At 43.9% G+C, this 19,389-nt stretch carries 17 protein-coding genes; 15 read left to right on the top strand and 2 right to left on the bottom strand.

Going from position 1 to position 19,389, the window contains the following annotated elements; genetic code table 11:
- Positions 1 to 107: 107 nt before the first annotated feature.
- Both spoIIP and FOF60_RS17485 read left to right on the top strand, forming a co-directional pair.
- Positions 108 to 1,313 carry a stage II sporulation protein P gene (spoIIP, locus tag FOF60_RS17490; protein ID WP_192470830.1) on the top strand — a complete coding sequence of 402 codons (1,206 nt, stop codon included), beginning with the start codon at positions 108 to 110 and terminating at the stop codon, positions 1,311 to 1,313.
- Positions 1,279 to 1,665, top strand: coding sequence for a YqxA family protein (locus FOF60_RS17485; RefSeq protein ID WP_319801540.1), 387 nt, complete (start codon positions 1,279 to 1,281; stop codon positions 1,663 to 1,665). The genes spoIIP and FOF60_RS17485 overlap by 35 nt, the downstream gene beginning before the upstream one ends.
- 328 nt (positions 1,666 to 1,993) lie before the next feature.
- Here the strand turns inward: FOF60_RS17485 and FOF60_RS17480 are convergent, their stop codons facing one another.
- Positions 1,994 to 2,836, bottom strand: a complete 843-nt coding sequence (locus tag FOF60_RS17480) for a nuclease-related domain-containing protein (protein ID WP_192470831.1) — start codon at positions 2,834 to 2,836, stop codon at positions 1,994 to 1,996.
- Between the two features lie 255 nt (positions 2,837 to 3,091).
- Between FOF60_RS17480 and lepA the strand changes: the two genes are divergently transcribed.
- From lepA to mtaB, 9 genes are all read left to right on the top strand, one after another.
- Positions 3,092 to 4,927 (top strand): translation elongation factor 4, encoded by a 1,836-nt coding sequence (gene lepA / locus FOF60_RS17475; protein WP_192470832.1) that lies wholly within the window; start codon positions 3,092 to 3,094, stop codon positions 4,925 to 4,927.
- A 131-nt stretch (positions 4,928 to 5,058) separates the two neighbouring features.
- Positions 5,059 to 6,192 (top strand): radical SAM family heme chaperone HemW, encoded by a 1,134-nt coding sequence (gene hemW, locus FOF60_RS17470; RefSeq protein WP_192470833.1) that lies wholly within the window; start codon positions 5,059 to 5,061, stop codon positions 6,190 to 6,192.
- A 76-nt stretch (positions 6,193 to 6,268) separates the two neighbouring features.
- Positions 6,269 to 7,300, top strand: coding sequence for a heat-inducible transcriptional repressor HrcA (gene hrcA, locus FOF60_RS17465; protein WP_192470920.1), 1,032 nt, complete (start codon positions 6,269 to 6,271; stop codon positions 7,298 to 7,300).
- A gap of 159 nt (positions 7,301 to 7,459) precedes the next feature.
- Positions 7,460 to 8,047 (top strand): nucleotide exchange factor GrpE, encoded by a 588-nt coding sequence (gene grpE / locus FOF60_RS17460; RefSeq protein WP_192470834.1) that lies wholly within the window; start codon positions 7,460 to 7,462, stop codon positions 8,045 to 8,047.
- 150 nt (positions 8,048 to 8,197) lie between these two features.
- Positions 8,198 to 10,030 carry a molecular chaperone DnaK gene (gene dnaK, locus FOF60_RS17455; protein WP_192470835.1) on the top strand — a complete coding sequence of 611 codons (1,833 nt, stop codon included), beginning with the start codon at positions 8,198 to 8,200 and terminating at the stop codon, positions 10,028 to 10,030.
- A gap of 198 nt (positions 10,031 to 10,228) precedes the next feature.
- Positions 10,229 to 11,356, top strand: coding sequence for a molecular chaperone DnaJ (gene dnaJ / locus FOF60_RS17450; protein ID WP_192470836.1), 1,128 nt, complete (start codon positions 10,229 to 10,231; stop codon positions 11,354 to 11,356).
- A gap of 19 nt (positions 11,357 to 11,375) precedes the next feature.
- Complete coding sequence (gene prmA / locus FOF60_RS17445) at positions 11,376 to 12,314, top strand: 50S ribosomal protein L11 methyltransferase (protein WP_167831610.1); 939 nt, start codon at positions 11,376 to 11,378, stop codon at positions 12,312 to 12,314.
- A gap of 137 nt (positions 12,315 to 12,451) precedes the next feature.
- Positions 12,452 to 13,201: a 16S rRNA (uracil(1498)-N(3))-methyltransferase gene (locus FOF60_RS17440; RefSeq protein ID WP_192470837.1), complete on the top strand. Its 750-nt coding sequence runs from the start codon at positions 12,452 to 12,454 to the stop codon at positions 13,199 to 13,201.
- Positions 13,202 to 13,206: 5 nt separating this feature from the next.
- Positions 13,207 to 14,559, top strand: a complete 1,353-nt coding sequence (mtaB, locus tag FOF60_RS17435; RefSeq protein WP_192470838.1) for a tRNA (N(6)-L-threonylcarbamoyladenosine(37)-C(2))-methylthiotransferase MtaB — start codon at positions 13,207 to 13,209, stop codon at positions 14,557 to 14,559.
- Between the two features lie 173 nt (positions 14,560 to 14,732).
- On the opposite strand, the gene FOF60_RS17430 is transcribed toward mtaB, so the two are convergent.
- The gene (locus tag FOF60_RS17430) at positions 14,733 to 15,665 is read right to left on the bottom strand and encodes a Na/Pi symporter (protein WP_192470839.1); all 933 of its coding nucleotides are present in this window, start codon (positions 15,663 to 15,665) and stop codon (positions 14,733 to 14,735) included.
- A gap of 211 nt (positions 15,666 to 15,876) precedes the next feature.
- Between FOF60_RS17430 and rpsU the strand changes: the two genes are divergently transcribed.
- The 4 genes from rpsU (at position 15,877) to floA (ending at position 19,369) form a co-directional block, all read left to right on the top strand.
- On the top strand, positions 15,877 to 16,050 hold the full coding sequence (rpsU, locus tag FOF60_RS17425) for a 30S ribosomal protein S21 (RefSeq protein WP_015595024.1): 174 nt from the start codon (positions 15,877 to 15,879) through the stop codon (positions 16,048 to 16,050).
- A gap of 17 nt (positions 16,051 to 16,067) precedes the next feature.
- Positions 16,068 to 16,514: a GatB/YqeY domain-containing protein gene (locus FOF60_RS17420; RefSeq protein ID WP_192470840.1), complete on the top strand. Its 447-nt coding sequence runs from the start codon at positions 16,068 to 16,070 to the stop codon at positions 16,512 to 16,514.
- Between the two features lie 387 nt (positions 16,515 to 16,901).
- Positions 16,902 to 18,215, top strand: a complete 1,314-nt coding sequence (locus tag FOF60_RS17415; RefSeq protein ID WP_413632904.1) for an NfeD family protein — start codon at positions 16,902 to 16,904, stop codon at positions 18,213 to 18,215.
- A gap of 155 nt (positions 18,216 to 18,370) precedes the next feature.
- Positions 18,371 to 19,369, top strand: a complete 999-nt coding sequence (floA, locus tag FOF60_RS17410; protein WP_192470842.1) for a flotillin-like protein FloA — start codon at positions 18,371 to 18,373, stop codon at positions 19,367 to 19,369.
- The last annotated feature ends 20 nt before the right edge of the window (positions 19,370 to 19,389 follow it).

Below are 19,389 nucleotides of genomic sequence, written 5' to 3'. Positions count from 1 at the left end.
ATTCCATTTGATAGGTTTGTTTCAAATATATTACGGATGGATTCGGTGTTCTATCTTCTCTAGCAAAGTCATAACATTTACTAGACTTGCACTAGAGAGGTGGAACAATGAGACTTAGTAAACGATCCGGAATAATTGTAGCTGTCCAAGGGACTCAAGTTGTAAAAGCGGCTTTAGCATTTGTGTTTTTTCTCATTGGGATTTTTTCAATAAGCGGAGCGATGACTTCACTGCGGCCTGAATATCGAATCACCTCAGATTCTGTTAATCAGGCCGCAACCAATCTGAATGGCCAGCTGCTATTCAGTCTGATGGGCTGGGAAAACCATCAATTCCTTCAGGCGCTGCCAGAGGACTATGAGACACCGAAGCTGTCGAACGTCATGTTTAAGCTTTCTACCAATATTAATTTGGATGATCCACGGAGCCTGCTCGGCAGGGAGCTTCCCGGTTTTTCGCTTTTTGACGGAAAGATTCTAGTAGCCGGTGAAGGAACGAATTATACCAATATGCCAATGGAATCGGCTCCTCCAGTAGATGTATTGATGGCAGAGCAGGAAGCAGCTTTGCAAAATACCGAAGACCTTACATCAGGGTCCCCGGAAAATACGGCGGCACCCCCGCTTTCTACTGGAGACCGCCAAGCAGTCTACATTTACTTCACACATACTAGAGAATCGTACCTTCCATATTTAAAGGGAGTGACCGATCCAAATAAGGCGTACCACTCAAAGGTGAATGTCACGAAGATCGGCGACCAGCTGAAGTCAAGCCTGGAGCAGCGCGGAATCGGAACAACGGTAGATAAAACCGATGTAATGGCTAATCTCAGCCAAAAGGGGCTTGGGTTTGGAAAAGCCTATCAGGAATCACGGCCGGTTGTGCAAGCCGCGATGGCTGGTGATCGGAACCTGCAGTACTTTATTGATATCCATCGTGACGGTTACCGCAAAGACAAAACGACAATTGATATCAACGGAAAGCCATACGCAAAACTGGCATTTGTTATCGGCGGAGAAAATGCCAATTATGAAAAAAACCTTGCTCTCGCAAGGGAACTGCATAGTCTCCTTGATAAAAAATACGGCAAGGGCTTAAGCAGGGGTATCATCGAGAAAAAAGGTGCCTCGACGAATGGGAAGTTCAATCAGGACTTGTCCGGGAATGCATTACTAATAGAGTTTGGCGGAGTTGATAACACCTTCGAAGAGCTGAACCGGTCCGCCGACGCACTTGCGGATGTTTTCAGCGAATTCTACTGGCAGGCGGAAAAAGTAGATGCGCCACCGCAGGAAGCTTCTGACAAACAATAAAATCGGTAAGGTGATTGAGATGAAAATGTTCATGCTTAAAAGCTTCATGCTTGCTTCTTTAATGTTCATATCCGTACTGTTTGGCATGCAGCAGGCAAATGAAGGCATCCATAAAATGAAAGGTTACGAAGACCCTGAATTCAAAAGTGCATTCAGCATTAACGAAAGTGAAAACGGAAGCTTTGAAACCGCCATTCTAGGAAATGACATTTCCAGCCATGACCTCGAACAAAAACGGAAAAAACTAGAAGAAATGAAAGCATTCAACCTCTTTTCATCACTAGGAAAACAACTCGCTGATGGAGTATCCACCATCGTCGAGAAAACAGTTGAATTGATTGCAGGAAAGTGAGTTGCAACAGCGGGCTTTGGCCCGCTGTTTTTTGTGTTGGGGATCTGGGTAGGGGGATTATGAAGATATGTTTGGTGACGAAATTCAGGGTTTTAAAAAAGATTGTCATTGGTGCCCTAAAAATCCGGATTTGAGAAAAAGAGGTCACCAATAGCCCTTATTGGTGCCCTAAAATCTGGATTTGAGAAAAAGAGGTCACCAATAGCCCTTATTGGTGACCAAAAATCAAGATTCGCGAAAAAGAGGTCACCAATAGCCTTCATTGGTGACCAAAAATCAGGATTCACGAAAAAGAGGTCACCAATAAACACATTGGTGACCAACATCTTCATTCAAAATAGGACCATTGCCCATAACCGGAAATAGTATAATTTTCCTTCATTACCTGCCTGATCGTCTTCTTCGGAAACACGCCGCCACACCATTCATAGATAATATTAGTAGATAGCTTATCTTTAGGATTTAAAATGTTAAATTCCTTAGCACTTCTTAATAATGCGCTTTTCGTATTCTCTTTCACTGAACAGGATTTGCATATAAGTTCCCGGCCACTATACTCCTCCATAACAGCCCCGCAAGAATGGCAAAACACTCCTTTACGCAGCTGTGCATATTCATATGGTGGTATTTTAGAAAATGGAGATTTCGTCAAATGAGATGATAATAATGTGTCGGACAATCTGGAATGTTGATAATTCAAATTAGACTTTTGGTTATTGATATGGTGGATAAACCGGTTAAGGTTGGTCGGGAGGATGATACGCCTGTTGAGGGGAGCCTGGTACAAAGTGAAATCGGGATTTACAAAAACGAGATAGGGTTCAATGGGGATTTTAAATCCGATACTATTGAAAAATTGTCTTAACAGAGATACGTTCCTTTCGAGTTGAAGCAGTGGATTCTTAACTTCGGTCCCATTAATTTTCCTAAATGTATCACCGTCAAAATAATACTCACCTTCAAAATTTTTCACTTCAAATAAGTAAGTGAGACTCTGTGAAATCATCAGTGAGTCAATTTGGAAATGTGAATGATTTTGTTCAAACAGCAAATCATTAAGAATAAATGATTGGATGACGATACGTTTCAGATACCCATCAAACATAACCTCTCCTTCAAATCCTTTTTTTAGGTTTAAATAATATTGTTTCTCCTTCTCTGCTAAATCCATTCTCGGATTCAGGGCCTTCAGCACTCTCAACTCTTCCGATTCAGAGCGATTCTTTATAAACATAGTGCACATCCTTTCTACAGTTTATTTTACCTAATAAGTTCCCAATATTCTGTGAACGTTCTGTGGACTCCAAGGCCAGCTCAGTTCAGGCTGCTGTCCGCGAGACTTCCTCTATTATTTATTGAATCTTGATATTCCTGCTGATATAATCAACAATAGTGTACATGCGCGAGTAAAGTAGGAGTGAACGCAATGAACAGAGAAGATAGACTTAATAGACAAAGCAAAATACGAAATTTTTCGATTATCGCCCATATTGACCATGGTAAGTCAACGCTGGCTGACCGTATCCTTGAAAAGACGAATGCATTGACTGCCCGTGAAATGAAGGACCAGCTTTTGGACTCCATGGATCTCGAGCGTGAGCGTGGAATCACGATAAAGCTGAATTCAGTACAATTGAAGTATCAGGCAAAGGATGGCGAGATTTATACTTTCCATTTAATTGATACTCCTGGTCACGTAGACTTCACGTATGAAGTTTCCCGAAGCCTTGCAGCATGTGAGGGTGCCGTTCTTGTTGTTGATGCTGCCCAGGGAATCGAGGCACAGACATTGGCGAACGTTTACCTTGCAATTGACAATGATCTTGAAATCGTACCGGTCATCAATAAAATTGATTTGCCGAGTGCCGATCCTGAGCGTGTAAGAAATGAAATTGAAGAAGTGATTGGTCTGGATGCTTCTGAAGCTGTTCTTGCGTCTGCAAAAGCAGGAATCGGAATTGAGGAAATCCTTGAGCAAATCGTTGAAAAGGTTCCGGCACCACAAGGGAATCCGGACGCACCTTTGAAAGCTTTGATTTTTGACTCATTATACGACGCATACCGCGGCGTAGTTGCTTATATCCGAGTCGTCGATGGAACGGTAAAAGTTGGCGACAAAATCAAAATGATGGCGACAGGCAAAGAATTTGAAGTAACAGAGGTTGGGGTGTTTACTCCGAAAGCCACTCCTTCAGAAGAACTGACTGTCGGAGATGTTGGTTTCTTGACTGCTGCAATCAAAAACGTTGGCGACACGCGTGTCGGTGATACAATCACGAATGCGAAAAACGGTGCGTCTGAACCGCTTCCAGGTTACCGCCGCTTGAACCCAATGGTATATTGCGGTCTGTATCCAATTGACTCAGCGAAATTCAATGATCTAAGGGAAGCACTTGAAAAGCTGGAGCTTAACGATTCAGCGCTTCAGTTCGAACCGGAAACTTCACAGGCGTTAGGATTCGGTTTCCGTTGCGGATTCCTCGGACTTCTTCATATGGAAATCATCCAGGAGCGTATCGAACGTGAATTCAAGATTGATTTGATCACGACTGCGCCAAGTGTTATCTATGATGTCATTATGACTGATGGTACTGAACTGAAGGTAGACAACCCGTCTAATATGCCTGACCCACAGAAGATTGACCGTGTTGAAGAGCCTTATGTAAAAGCAACAATGATGGCACCGAATGATTATGTTGGTGCGATCATGGAGCTTTGCCAGGAAAAGCGCGGTATCTTTATCGATATGCAATATATGGATGAAACGCGTGTAAGCATCGTGTATGAAATCCCGCTGTCTGAAATCGTTTATGATTTCTTCGATCAGCTAAAATCAAGCACGAAAGGCTATGCTTCTTTCGATTATGAACTGATCGGGTACAAGACTTCAAAGCTTGTGAAGATGGATATCCTGCTTAACGCTGAAAAAGTTGACGCACTAAGCTTCATCGTTCACAGGGACTTTGCATATGAACGCGGAAAGGTAATCGTAGATAAGCTGAGAGACCTGATTCCACGTCAGCAATTTGAGGTGCCTATCCAGGCGGCGATTGGCCAGAAAATTGTTGCCCGTTCTACCATAAAGGCGATGCGTAAAAACGTATTGGCAAAATGTTACGGCGGGGATATCTCGCGTAAGCGTAAGCTCCTTGAGAAGCAAAAAGAAGGTAAAAAACGCATGAAGCAAGTCGGTTCTGTAGAAGTTCCGCAGGAAGCCTTCATGGCAGTCCTGAAAATGGACGACAGCAATACAAAGAAGTAAAATAGCGGGGGAGGCTGGATGTGCTTGTTAAAGCAAGCGATTCTGGCCTCTTTTTTCAATAGATTCACTGTTTATAACAATTCTCATAAAAAGTAAATCTGGCTTTTAGCCACCTGGGAAGTGAACGAATAATGAAAGCAGCATACATCCATATCCCTTTCTGCCACCATATTTGCCATTACTGTGATTTTAACAAGGTATTCATGAAGGGGCAGCCGGTTGATGATTACTTGGAGTCCCTGGAGAAGGAAATGAGCCTGTCAGCAAACAAACAAGCAATGGAAACGGTGTTTGTCGGGGGCGGCACACCTACTGCCTTAAATGAAAAACAACTGGAGAGACTTGTTTCAGGTATAAACAGGCAGCTTCATATAGACGGTAAAACGGAATATACCTTTGAAGCAAATCCAGGCGATCTGTCAAGAGAGAAACTCGCCATCCTGAAAGATGCTGGTGTCAACCGTCTTAGTTTTGGGGTGCAGACTTTTAATGATGATCTTTTGAAAAAAATTGGCCGGAGCCATCGGGCGAAGGATGTGTTTGAATCGATTGAAAATGCGAAAACAGCAGGCTTCGATAACATAAGCATCGACTTGATATACAGCCTTCCCGGTCAGTCAAAGCAGGATTTCGTGCAATCAATCCAGACAGCCCTTGGATTGGGACTAGTCCATTATTCAGGCTATTCATTGATCATTGAACCCAAAACGGTATTCTATAATTTAATGCAAAAAGGAAAGCTGCCGCTTCCGGGCGAGGATGCGGAAGCGGAAATGTACGAAACTCTCATGGAGCAAATGGAAAGCGGCGGCCTAAGGCAATATGAAATCAGCAATTTTGCTGTCCCTGGGTATGAAAGCAGACACAATCTTACCTATTGGGACAACGAGGAGTATTTTGGATTTGGTGCCGGAGCCCATGGTTATGTCAATGGAATCAGGCAGTCAAATTATGGGCCGTTGAAAAAATATATGGAGCCATTATCCAAAGGGGAACTTCCGATTATGGATGCCCACAAGGTTACCGTCGAGGAAAAAATGGAAGAAGAAATGTTCCTTGGACTAAGGAAAACGGAAGGTGTCTCCATTCGACACTTCGAAGAAAAATTCGGCCGGAATCCTTTGCATTTATTTTCAGATCAAATCAAGGATTGGTCTGAGAAAGGTCTCCTCAAGACGGATGGAGAAAAAGTCTTCCTCACGAGACAGGGGCGCCTTCTCGGCAATGAAGTTTTTCAATCCTTTATCGGGGTATCAAATCATTGACATCCACAGCGTTTATTGATAAATTATTTTTAGAATTAGCACTCGTTCTTATAGAGTGCTAACAGAGGTGATGATGTTGTTAACAGATCGTCAGGTGCTAATTTTGCAGGTGATTGTTGATGACTTTATTCGTTCAGCTCAACCGATAGGTTCAAGGAGCTTGTCGAAAAAGGAAGAAATTAATTTCAGTTCGGCGACAATCCGGAATGAAATGGCGGATTTGGAAGATATGGGATTCATTGAAAAAACCCATACATCCTCTGGAAGGATTCCATCCGAGAAGGGGTATCGATTTTATGTAGATAACCTTCTGCTGCCTCAAAAAGTGAATCATTCAGATATGGCGGCTATAAAATCAATTTTTGCTGAACGGATATACGAATTGGAAAAAATCGTCCAGAAATCAGCGAGAATTTTATCTGAAATGACGAATTACACGTCGATTGTTTTAGGACCGGCTGTAAAGGACAACAGGCTGAAAAAGCTGCAGATCGTTCCCTTGAATAAGGATACGGCTATCGCCATCATCGTAACTGATACTGGGCATGTGGAAAACAGGATGTTCCATTTTCCAACCAGTGTTGATCCATCAGATGTTGAAAAAATGGTCAATATCCTGAATGAACGATTGGCAGGCGTTCCGCTTACCAATCTGAATTCCAAGATCTACAAAGAGATCGCCATGCTGCTGCGCCAGCATATCAGCAGTTATGACACATTCCTGAATTCAATCATGGATACTTTGAATATGCCAGCCAGTGAAAAGGTGTTCTTTGGCGGGAAGACGAACATTCTCAGCCAGCCAGAGTTCAACGATGTCGATAAAATCCGTAACCTGATGAATATGATCGAACAAGAAGATGGTTTATATCATCTGATCAGGCAAAACCCAGCCGGAATCAATGTCAAGATTGGTACGGAAAATGATAACTCTGCAATGGAAAATTGCAGCCTGATTACTGCGACTTATTCCATGGGTGAAGAAAAGTTAGGATCCATCGCGGTTCTCGGACCGACACGAATGGAGTATTCGAGAGTCATCAGCTTGCTCCAATTGATCAGTACCGACTTGTCCAAGGTGCTGACACAGCTGTATCAAAATAAATAAGCATGGAAATATTGATTAAGGGTGGAGCAGCCTGTTCCATCCTGAATCGTCATGTGTTTTCTACTGAAGCATGTTTGCTTCGTTGAAATATAAACCAATCCAGACCATCTGGAACAGTGGCACTAAACGTCCGCGATACTTTGAGGGAGGTGAGTTAACGTGACAGAAGAGAGAAATACTGAGCAAGAATTGAACAGCCAGACGGAGGAAGAAACGGTTGAGGAAGTTTTTGCTGAAAATGAAGCTTCTGAAAAAACTGAAGAGATGCCAGCTCAAGAGGAAGAACAAGATCCAATGGAGAAGAAATTGGCTGAACTGCAAGGGAAGCTTGATGAAGCCGATAACCGTTACTTGCGCCTTCAGGCTGATTTTGACAACTTCCGCCGCCGTTCAAGGATTGAACTTGAAGCGAGCGCTAAATATAGAGCCCAAAGCATTATTACGGATCTTCTGCCCGCTATCGACAATTTCGAGCGTGCTTTGAAGATGGATGTGGATAATGAACAGGCGAAATCCCTTAAGCAGGGAGTGGAAATGGTGTACCGCAGCTTGCTTGATGCGCTTAAAAATGAAGGCGTTGAGGTAATTGAAGCTGTTGGCAAGGAATTTGATCCGCATCTTCACCAGGCTGTTATGCAGGCTGAAGATGAAAATTTCGGTCCTAACATTGTTGTTGAAGAGTTCCAAAAAGGCTATTTGCTCAAGGACCGCATCATTCGTCCAGCGATGGTAAAAGTGAACCAATAACAGTGGTATCAGGGCTCTTTTCGAAGAGACTTCTGAATAAAGATTGAATTCATACTCGTAAAAAACCATGTGCCGGTTTTTACTTTTGCTTTAGAAAGCAACAAAGTTTACGAAAAGAGCCTACATAAAAGAACCAGGAGGTATTTGATAATGAGTAAAATCATTGGTATTGACTTAGGAACAACTAACTCTTGTGTTGCCGTACTAGAAGGCGGCGAACCAAAGGTAATCCCAAATCCAGAAGGCAACAGAACAACTCCTTCTGTCATCGCGTTCAAAAATGGCGAGCGCCAGGTTGGTGAAGTGGCAAAACGCCAGGCAATCACTAACCCTAATACAATTATTTCAATCAAGCGTCACATGGGAACAGACCATAAAGAGGAAGTTGAAGGCAAAGAATACTCACCACAGGAACTATCAGCTGTCATTCTTCAATACTTGAAGTCTTATGCTGAAGACTATCTTGGTGAGCCTGTAACGAAGGCTGTCATCACAGTACCAGCTTACTTCAATGACGCAGAACGTCAGGCAACTAAGGATGCAGGAAGAATCGCAGGCCTTGAAGTTGAGCGTATCATCAACGAGCCAACGGCTGCTGCACTTGCTTACGGTCTTGATAAAATGGATGAAGACCAGACAATCCTTGTTTATGACCTTGGCGGCGGTACATTCGACGTTTCCATCCTCGAACTTGGTGATGGCGTATTCGAAGTAAAATCTACTGCAGGTGACAACCGTCTAGGCGGTGACGACTTTGACCAGGTTATCATTGACTATTTGGTAGAACAATTCAAGAAAGAAAATGGTATTGACCTTTCAAAAGATAAAATGGCACTTCAGCGCTTGAAGGATGCTGCAGAAAAAGCAAAGAAGGACCTTTCTGGGGTAACTTCTACACAGATTTCACTTCCGTTCATCACGGCTGGGGAAGCTGGACCGCTTCACCTTGAAGTGAACCTGACTCGAGCTAAGTTTGAAGAGCTTTCTGCAGATTTGGTAGAGCGTACAATGGGACCAACTCGCCAGGCTCTTAAAGATGCGGGGCTAAGTCCATCTGAATTGGATAAAGTTATCCTTGTCGGCGGATCTACACGTATCCCGGCTGTACAAGAAGCAATCAAAAAAGAAACTGGAAAAGACCCTCACAGGGGCGTAAACCCTGATGAAGTTGTAGCGATGGGTGCTGCGATCCAGGGCGGCGTTATCTCTGGTGATGTAAAGGATGTCGTTCTTCTTGACGTTACTCCGCTTTCACTTGGTATCGAAACAATGGGCGGCGTATTCACAAAGCTGATCGACCGCAACACAACAATCCCTACTTCAAAATCTCAGGTATTCTCAACAGCTGCTGACAACCAGACTGCAGTTGATATCCACGTGCTTCAAGGTGAGCGTTCAATGGCTTCTGCCAACAAGACACTTGGCCGTTTCCAGTTGGCTGATATCCCGCCAGCACCACGCGGAGTACCTCAAATCGAAGTAACATTCGATATCGACAAGAACGGTATCGTAAACGTACGTGCGAAGGATCTTGGTACAAACAAAGAACAGCAGATTACAATCAAGTCTTCTACAGGATTATCTGATGAAGAAATCGACCGCATGGTAAGAGAAGCGGAAGAAAACGCTGAAGCTGACAAGAAGCTTAAAGAAGAAGTAGAACTTCGCAACGAAGCTGATCAGTTAGTATTCACTGCTGAAAAGACTTTGAAAGACCTTGAAGGCAAGGTAGATGAAGAAGAAGTCAAGAAGGCAAACGAAGCTAAAGATGAGCTGAAGGCTGCAATCGAAAAAGGCGAAATCGAAGAAATCCGCACTAAGAAGGATGCTCTTCAGGAAATCGTTACAAACCTAAGCGTCAAGCTTTACGAAGAAGCTGCCAAGCAACAGCAGGCACAACAAGGCGCAGAAGGTCAAGAAGGAACAAAGAAAGACGACAATGTCGTAGACGCAGAATTCGAAGAAGTAAATGACGATAAATAATAGACTGTCATAGCAACGAAAAAGTCAAAGTCAGGTCATACTTGGCTTTGGCTTTTTTAATGCCAGCTGGCTAATTAATCAGCCAATGAATAAAAAAGAGACACAAAATACCGCATATCCAGATATTTTAAATATTGCGTATGAATATACGGGAATGTTAGAATTATCTTTATGTGAAAAGATTCGGGAGTGGTAATCATGAGTAAACGGGATTACTATGAAGTCCTCGGAGTCAGTAATTCGGCTTCGAAGGATGAAATAAAGAAGGCCTACCGCAAGCTTTCTAAAAAATTCCATCCGGACATCAACAAAGAGCCGGGAGCAGATGAAAAGTTCAAAGAAGTAAAAGAAGCATATGAAGTATTGAGCGACGATCAAAAGCGAGCTCATTATGACCAGTTCGGCCATGTTGACCCTAACCAGGGATTTGGTGGCGGCGGCGATTTCGGCGGCGGTTTTGGCGGTTTCGAAGATATTTTCAATTCCTTCTTCGGCGGCGGAGGCGGCAGACGCCGTGATCCGAATGCGCCAAGACAGGGTGCTGACCTTCAGTACACAATGACCTTGAAGTTCGAGGAAGCTGTATTTGGCAAAGAAACAGATATCGAGATCCCTCGTGAAGAAGAATGTGATACTTGTGACGGAACTGGTGCAAAACCTGGTACTAAAGTCGATACATGTAAACACTGTCATGGCAGCGGACAAATCAGTGTGGAACAAAACACGCCATTTGGACGTATCGTTAACCGCCGAGTGTGTCATTACTGTAATGGAACAGGTAAGGAGATCAAAGAAAAATGTTCAACTTGCTCTGGCACCGGGAAGGTTACCAGAAGGAACAAGATTCATGTTAAAATCCCAGCCGGTGTCGATGATGGCCAGCAGCTGAGAGTGGCAGGAAAAGGAGAAGCCGGCATCAATGGCGGACCTCCTGGCGATCTTTACATCGTCTTCCACATCAGGTCGCATGAATTCTTTGAGCGTGACGGCGATGATATTTATTGTGAAATGCCAATCACATTTGTCCAGGCAGCGCTGGGTGATGAAGTCGAAGTCCCAACATTGCATGGCAAAGTTAAATTGAAAGTTCCTGCTGGAACACAGACGGGCACAAAGTTCCGCTTGAAGGGCAAAGGTGTCCCAAATGTCCGCGGATATGGTACGGGAGACCAGCATGTCCTGGTTCGAATCGTGACTCCGACAAAACTGTCTGAAAAGCAAAAGCAGCTTCTCCGTGAGTTTGCCGAAGTAAGCGGACAGTCTCCACTTGGGGAGCAGGAGGAAAGCTTTTTTTCAAAAGTAAAACGTGCCTTTAAAGGTGATTAATCGAATGGAGTTGGTATAAATGAAATGGTCTGAAATCAGCATTTTAACTACAAATGAAGCGGTTGAGCCGATTTCCAATATCCTGCACGAAGCAGGCGCGAGCGGAGTGGTTATCGAAGATCCGCTGGAGCTTGAGAAGGAGAGAGAGGACCAGTTCGGAGAAATATACCAGCTTAATCCAGACGATTATCCGGAAGAAGGCGTCATTGTAAAAGCTTATCTGCCGGTAAACAGTTTCCTTGGAGAAACGGTTGATGAGATAAAAGAAGCGATCAATAACCTGATAATCTACAATATTGATATCGGTATGAATAAAGTATCCATCAGTGAAGTGAATGAGGAAGAGTGGGCAACTGCCTGGAAGAAATACTACAATCCTGTTAAAATTTCCGAGAAATTCACAATCGTACCGACCTGGGAGGATTACACTCCCGTCAACACGGACGAATTGATCATTGAGCTTGATCCAGGCATGGCATTCGGCACTGGAACACATCCGACAACGGTCATGTGTATCCAGGCGCTGGAAAGAACGGTCCAGCCTGGCGACCGAGTCGTGGATGTTGGAACAGGTTCAGGTGTTCTTAGTATTGCAGCGGCTAAACTCGGTGCAGGAAAAGTGGAAGCGATGGACCTTGACGATGTAGCCGTTCAGGTTGCAAAGCTCAATCTAAAGCTCAACAAAGTCCACGATGTCGCAACCATTTCACAAAACAACCTTCTTGATGGTGTTGAAGAAGGAGCGGATATTGTAGTAGCCAATATCCTCGCAGAAGTCATTCTGCGCTTTGCTGATGATGCAGGCAAGGTCGTAAAAAATGGCGGATATTTCATTACTTCTGGGATCATCCAACAGAAGAAAGAAGTCGTCAAGGATGCAATGATCAACGCAGGGTTTGAAATAGAAGAAATTATTTCCATGGAAGACTGGGTTGCGATCATCAGCAAAAAGAAATAATGTGGAAAAGGGGGAAAGTGTATCCCCTTTTTTCTGTCTATTTTACTCTGAGAAATGTTTAGCTCCAGCGCCTAGTTCCCCGTAAGCTTGTCGAGGCTGATCCAGGCGCTTGCGCTTTTCAGAAAGCAGGTGTTGTGATGCAACGATATTTTATTGATGAACAAGGTAATATGGAACAGTTCCATATTGGCGGCGATGATTATCATCACATTGTACGTGTTATGAGGATGAAGGCTGGGGACGAAATCATCTGTGTCACGCCCGCGGGAAAAAGCGCGGTCTGCCAGATTGCAGAAATTACCGATGAAATCGTTGTGGCAAACGTTGTAAAATGGGAGGATGGGACTACTGAGCTCCCGGTCCATGTCGTGATTGCGAGCGGTCTGCCCAAAGGGGATAAGCTCGAATTAATTATTCAGAAGGGTACTGAACTCGGTGCCTATGAATTTGTCCCTTTTACCGCATCCCGCTCAATCGTTAAATGGGACGGCAAGAAGGCTGCCAAAAAGGTTGAGCGCTGGCAGAAGATTGCCAAGGAAGCTGCTGAGCAGTCGCACCGCAGCTATGTTCCAGAAGTGAAAGAACCGGTCAGTCTTAAAGAACTGATCAAAGCAAGCGGCGAGTATACTTATAAGCTAGTTGCTTATGAGGAAGAAGCGAGGGAAGGTGAAGCTTCGGTCCTTTCTTCTACTCTCGCGAAATTGGGGGAAGGCGACAGCCTCCTGATTGTATTTGGGCCAGAGGGAGGACTTACCTCTGCTGAAGTTGACCTTTTAAATAAGAATGGATTTTTAGCTTGTGGTCTCGGGCCGCGCATCTTGCGTACAGAAACAGCGCCGCTATATGCCTTGTCTGCTGTTTCTTATCATTTTGAATTATTGGGGTGAAGATAATGCCTACAGTTGCTTTTCATACATTAGGTTGTAAGGTTAACCATTACGAAACAGAAGCCATTTGGCAGTTATTTAAGGAACAAGGATACGATCGAGTAGAATTTGAGTCTACTTCAGATGTTTATGTCATCAACACCTGTACGGTAACGAATACAGGGGACAAGAAAAGCCGTCAGGTCATCCGCCGGGCTGTGCGAAAGAATCCGGATGCAGTTATTTGTGTTACCGGCTGCTACGCGCAAACTTCGCCGGCAGAAATCATGGCGATTCCTGGAGTGGATATCGTTGTCGGAACACAAGACCGCGTAAAAATGCTAGAGTATATTGAACAATACAAGCAAGAGCGCCAGCCAATTAATGCTGTTGGCAATATCATGAAGAATCGAGTTTATGAGGAACTTGATGTGCCGGCATTTACTGACCGCACAAGAGCCTCATTGAAAATCCAGGAAGGATGCAATAACTTCTGCACCTTCTGTATCATTCCATGGGCACGCGGTTTGATGAGATCCCGTGATCCACAGGAGGTCATCCGCCAGGCTCAGCAGCTTGTTGATGCTGGATACAAGGAAATCGTCCTTACTGGTATCCATACAGGCGGCTACGGTGAAGACATAAAGGACTACAACCTTGCTGCACTGCTTAGAGACCTTGAGGCACAAGTTAAAGGCATTAAGCGCCTTCGTATTTCTTCTATTGAAGCGAGTCAGATCACAGACGAAGTGATCGAGGTAATCGATCAATCGAATATTATCGTCCGTCACTTGCACATCCCGCTCCAATCAGGATCAGACACAGTATTGAAGCGTATGCGCCGTAAATACACAATGGAATTTTTCGGAGAGCGTCTAGACCGGCTTAAGGAAGTATTGCCAGGTCTTGCAGTTACCTCTGATATCATTGTCGGTTTCCCGGGTGAAACAGAAGAAGAGTTCATGGAAACCTATAATTTCATTAAAAAGCATCAATTCTCAGAGCTGCATGTTTTCCCTTATTCAAAACGGACAGGCACTCCTGCTGCGAGAATGGAAGACCAGGTGGATGAAGACGTGAAAAACAAACGCGTTCACAGATTGATTGAGCTTTCCAATCAGCTTGCTAAGGAATATGCCTCACAATTTGAAAATGAAGTGCTTGAAGTGATTCCTGAAGAAATCTATAAGGAAGAGCCAGACAGCGGACTTTATGTAGGTTATACAGACAACTATTTGAAAGTTGTTTTCCCTGCTACTGAAGAGATGATCGGTAAAATTGTGAAGGTCAAGATTGCGAAAGCAGGCTATCCTTACAATGAAGGGCAATTTGTCCGAGTACTTGAAGATGAAATTGTAGCTGAACAAGCTGTTATATAGTGGAATGTGAAAGAGCTGGCGAAATGCCAGCTCTTTTTTTGATTTGATTCTAAGACCGATTAAGTTAGTTATCGGCCAAGTTTTTAGTGTATATTGACCATATTTAAGAATATATCAGCGTAAAAATATATCGCCGTTCAGTTTTTTTTCGTTCAAATGAAGTTTTTCAACCACTAACTACGTTCTTCTTTCCCATGAATGAATTCAATCATCCTGCCGAATTTCTCGGCAACAGGAAGAACAAGCAATGAAGCGATTATGTTGTAAACGACACTGACATGTGCCAGCTGTACTTCGGGTCTGGCGGCTGTCATTGGAGCAAGTGCAGCAACTTGGTCGATGAAGGGATAGAAGACTGCTGCTCCAGCAATATTCAGCCATACGTGCGCAAACGCTGTAAGTCTGGCCTCTTTGCCGGCACCAATCGACGCCAGCATGGCGGTAATGCAAGTGCCTATATTCGCACCGAGCATCGCTGCAATTGCTGAATTCATGCTTAATGTGCCCTCAGACAAAAATCCCATGATGATCCCTGTCATCGCTGTGCTTGATTGGATCATGGCAGTTACAATCGTGCCTGTTAGGATACTGATCAGATGGCTGTTGTTCAGATTTGCGAGCGCAGCTTCAACAATCGGCAAGCTGGTCACAGGGTCAGCAAGGAAAGTGAAACCGCGCATTGCAGCGAAAACAGCAGCAATCCCAAAAGAAATGGCACCAATGTTTTGCCATGTTTTATTACGTGCTACCATTAAAATCGCACCAATAACAGCGAATGGCACGATAAATGCATCGATGTTGAAAGTTATGATTTCAAGGGTGAAGGTTGTTCCTATATTTGATCCAAGGATAATCCCGATTGATTGTGAGAATTTCAGCAGGCCGGCAGAAATCAATCCAATCGTAATCACCATGACAGCTGAACTGCTATGCAAAAGGGCCGTAACTATGGTACCGGCTAACAACCCTTTAAGTGGTGTATCAGTCATGATGGTCAGCCAGTTCTTCATTCTGCTTGCGGAAAGTTCGAACAAGCCTTTCCGAAGCAATGTCATTCCGCCGATGAAAACAGCGAGAAACAATAGGAAAAATAATAGATAGACCATAGGACTCCCCCTCCCATTTAAATGTATGAAAAGGAGTGCAGGACATGCTAATAAATTTTTCAGTCTGAATGATATCCTGCAAAAGTACATAATGTAAAAACAAGGGCTAATTACAGTTGACCTCCTGCCAGTGATATATTATAATTGCAAGGTACATGGTTTCCCATGTGTTTTGGTGTTAGTGTGTTGTGCTCGGAGGGAGGGAAAGAGAATGTCTAAAACTGTCGTTCGTAAAAACGAATCGCTTGAAGATGCTCTTCGACGCTTCAAACGTACTGTATCTAAATCAGGTACTATCCAAGAAGCTAGAAAGCGCGAATTCTACGAAAAACCTAGTGTAAAGCGTAAGAAAAAGTCTGAAGCTGCTAGAAAACGCAAGTTCTAAGAGAGGGTGGAATCAACTTGAGCCTGCTCGAGCGTTTAAATAATGATATGAAACAAGCGATGAAGAACAAAGAAAAGGACAGACTCACGACAATTCGGATGGTCAAAGCATCCCTGCAAAACGAAGCAATCAAGTTCGGCAAGCAGGAATTATCCGAAGAAGAAGAGTTAACTGTACTTTCTCGTGAAGTGAAACAACGCAAAGATTCCCTCCAGGAATTTGAAAAAGCTGGTCGTCAAGACCTCGTTGAAAAGATACAAACAGAATTAAAGCATGTCGAAATTTACATGCCACAGCAGCTTAGCGAAGAAGAAGTGATGGCAATCGTCAAAGAAGCTATCGCAGAGACCGGTGCGGCATCTAAAGCCGATATGGGTAGAGTAATGGCTGTCCTTATGCCTAAAGTAAAAGGTAAAGCAGACGGATCTCTCGTTAATAAACTTGTACAACAACACCTTTCATAAAAAGCTCGAAGGCCGCAGGATATTCTTGCGGCCTTTTTAGCGCATACTAAAAAGTGTCCTGGGATGATGCTTTGTGTTATGTTGATTAATATACATATTGGTGATAACCCAGTCGGTTTACCCTCCTTCTATAAGCCAGAAAGAGGCCTTGGTCCATGAAGTTCACATAAAAAATATTCTATAAATCCAAACAAGATGCCTAGCCGTAAATGCACATTCAATAACCAGGATGTGGATGCATGAAAGGCCATCTTTAACAATAAATGGAACCTTTCAGTCTGGGCTAAATAATTTGAAAATCTGTAGGAAATCAATGAAACTTTTTGGGGTTCAATTGCGTATTACCACTATGGCCTTATATTTATGAATGGAGGTGCCAATTTGAAAATAAAATCAGTGATTGCGAGCATCATCATCCTCTTGTCACTGGCCAGCTGGATCTATCCGTTCACTGCAGATGCTGATCAAAAAGTGGTCTATGTAGTGCCGATTGAAGAAACAGTTGAGAAGGGCCTGCTTGCCTTCCTGGAGAGAGCAGTTGAGGAGGCAGAAGAGGCTGGTGCGGAAGCAATCATTTTTGATGTGAATACACCTGGAGGAGCGGTTGACGCTGCTGGCGGTATTGGAAAGCTGCTGACAGGCACTGACTTGAAAACTGTGGCCTTCGTCAATAAGCAGGCATTATCTGCAGGTGCATATATTTCCCTGAATACTGATGAAATTTATATGGTTCCCGGATCTACAATGGGATCGGCTGCGATCATCGACCAGCAGGGCAATACCGCTGGAAAAAAAGCGGAGTCCTATTGGTTTGCTGCCATGAAAGCAGCAGCGGTTGAAAGCGGACGGGATCCGATATATGCCCAGGCGATGGCAGATGAAAGCATCGACCTTCCGGAGCTTGGTGCAGGCAAGGGAGAGCTTCTTACCCTGACGGCGGAGCAGGCACTCGAGGTTGGGTATTCCGAGGGCACTGTTAAAAATCTAGATGAGTTATTGCAAAAACTAGGCTATGAGGATGCCGAAATCCGGAATGTGAACGAGACTTTCGCTGAAAAACTTGCGAGATTCATAACACATCCAGTCGTTGTCCCGATTTTGATGACAATCGGCAGTTTAGGGCTGGTTCTTGAGCTCTATTCGCCAGGATTTGGTCTGCCGGGAATTGCCGGCTTGTCTGCTTTGCTTCTATTCTTCTATGGGCATATGGTTGCCGGCCTGGCAGGTTTCGAGACATTGATTCTGTTCGCGCTTGGTGTTGGGCTAATATTGCTAGAGGTATTCATCCCAGGAGGAATAGCCGGAACAATTGGGTTATTAGCAATTATTGCAAGCTTTTTTATGGCATCGGATAATGTGGTCCATATGGGAATATCGTTATTGATTGCCTTGACTGCGTCCATCGTTTTATCTATTTTAATGATAAGGGTGTTTGGAAAAAAGATGAAATTTTTCAGAAGAATCATACTCACAGATTCAACAAGCACTGAAAAGGGTTATGTATCCAATAAAAACCGCCTGGAACTTATTGGGGTAGAAGGAATTACGCTCACTCCCCTCAGACCTTCTGGAACGATCATTGTTGAAGATGAGCGTATTGATGCAGTCAGTGAGGGTGGGTTTATTGCAAAGGATATGAGAGTTAGGATTGTAAAAACGGAAGGTTCAAGAATTGTGGTCAGAGAGATTAGAGATATCTAATTTGTTCTTTCATTGGATTGTTCATTGAGGTATTCTTGCCACGACGAATCGGTGAAGCAACAAGTAGAGATAAATACCAATGGTCTTTGAATTTAATTTGTAAAATGATGAAGATTCAAAGACCATGGAATAATATTTTTTAGGAGGCAGTTCATATGGAAGCAGGTACAGCATTTGTTTTAGTTGCAATTGCACTTGGGATCATTTTCCTTGGTGTTTTGCTGACATTCGTACCGGTAATGCTCTGGATTTCAGCATTAGCAGCAGGTGTCAGGGTCAGCATTTTCACGCTGATTGGTATGAGATTAAGAAGGGTTATCCCAAGCAGGGTCATCAATCCGATGATCAAGGCGCACAAAGCAGGCCTGAATGTTACAACGAACCAGCTTGAAAGCCACTATCTTGCCGGCGGTAATGTTGACAGGGTAGTAAACGCCCTGATTGCTGCGCACCGCGCGAATATTGAGCTTTCATTCGAAAGAGCGGCAGCAATTGACCTTGCAGGCCGTGATGTACTGGAAGCGGTACAAATGAGTGTTAATCCGAAAGTAATTGAAACTCCATTCATCGCTGGTGTGGCTATGGATGGTATTGAAGTAAAAGCTAAAGCCAGAATTACCGTAAGAGCGAACATCGACCGACTTGTCGGGGGTGCTGGTGAAGAGACAATCGTTGCCCGTGTAGGTGAGGGGATTGTATCGACAATCGGTTCTTCTGATAACCATAAAAAAGTGTTGGAAAATCCGGATATGATTTCGCAAACAGTCCTTTCAAAAGGTCTGGATGCAGGTACAGCGTTCGAGATCTTATCGATTGATATCGCGGACGTTGATATCGGCAAAAACATCGGTGCCGAGCTCCAGACAGAGCAGGCGGAAGCAGATAAGAAGATTGCCCAGGCGAAAGCGGAAGAGCGCCGCGCTATGGCCGTAGCACAAGAGCAGGAAATGAAGGCTCGCGTCGAGGAAATGAGGGCGAAAGTTGTCGAGGCGGAAGCAACTGTACCATTGGCAATGGCAGAAGCGCTGCGTGAAGGCAACATTGGCGTGATGGATTATATGAATATCCAGAATATCGAGGCAGACACAGATATGAGAGGGTCCATTGGCAAGCTTTCAAACAATAATAAAAAAGATGACAAAAATAATAATTGATGCGAGAACCCGTTAAAAGA

The organism is Mesobacillus jeotgali, from assembly GCF_014856545.2.
Classification (GTDB): Bacteria; Bacillota; Bacilli; order Bacillales; family Cytobacillaceae; genus Mesobacillus.
This window is presented reverse-complemented; position numbering and strand designations above follow the sequence as displayed.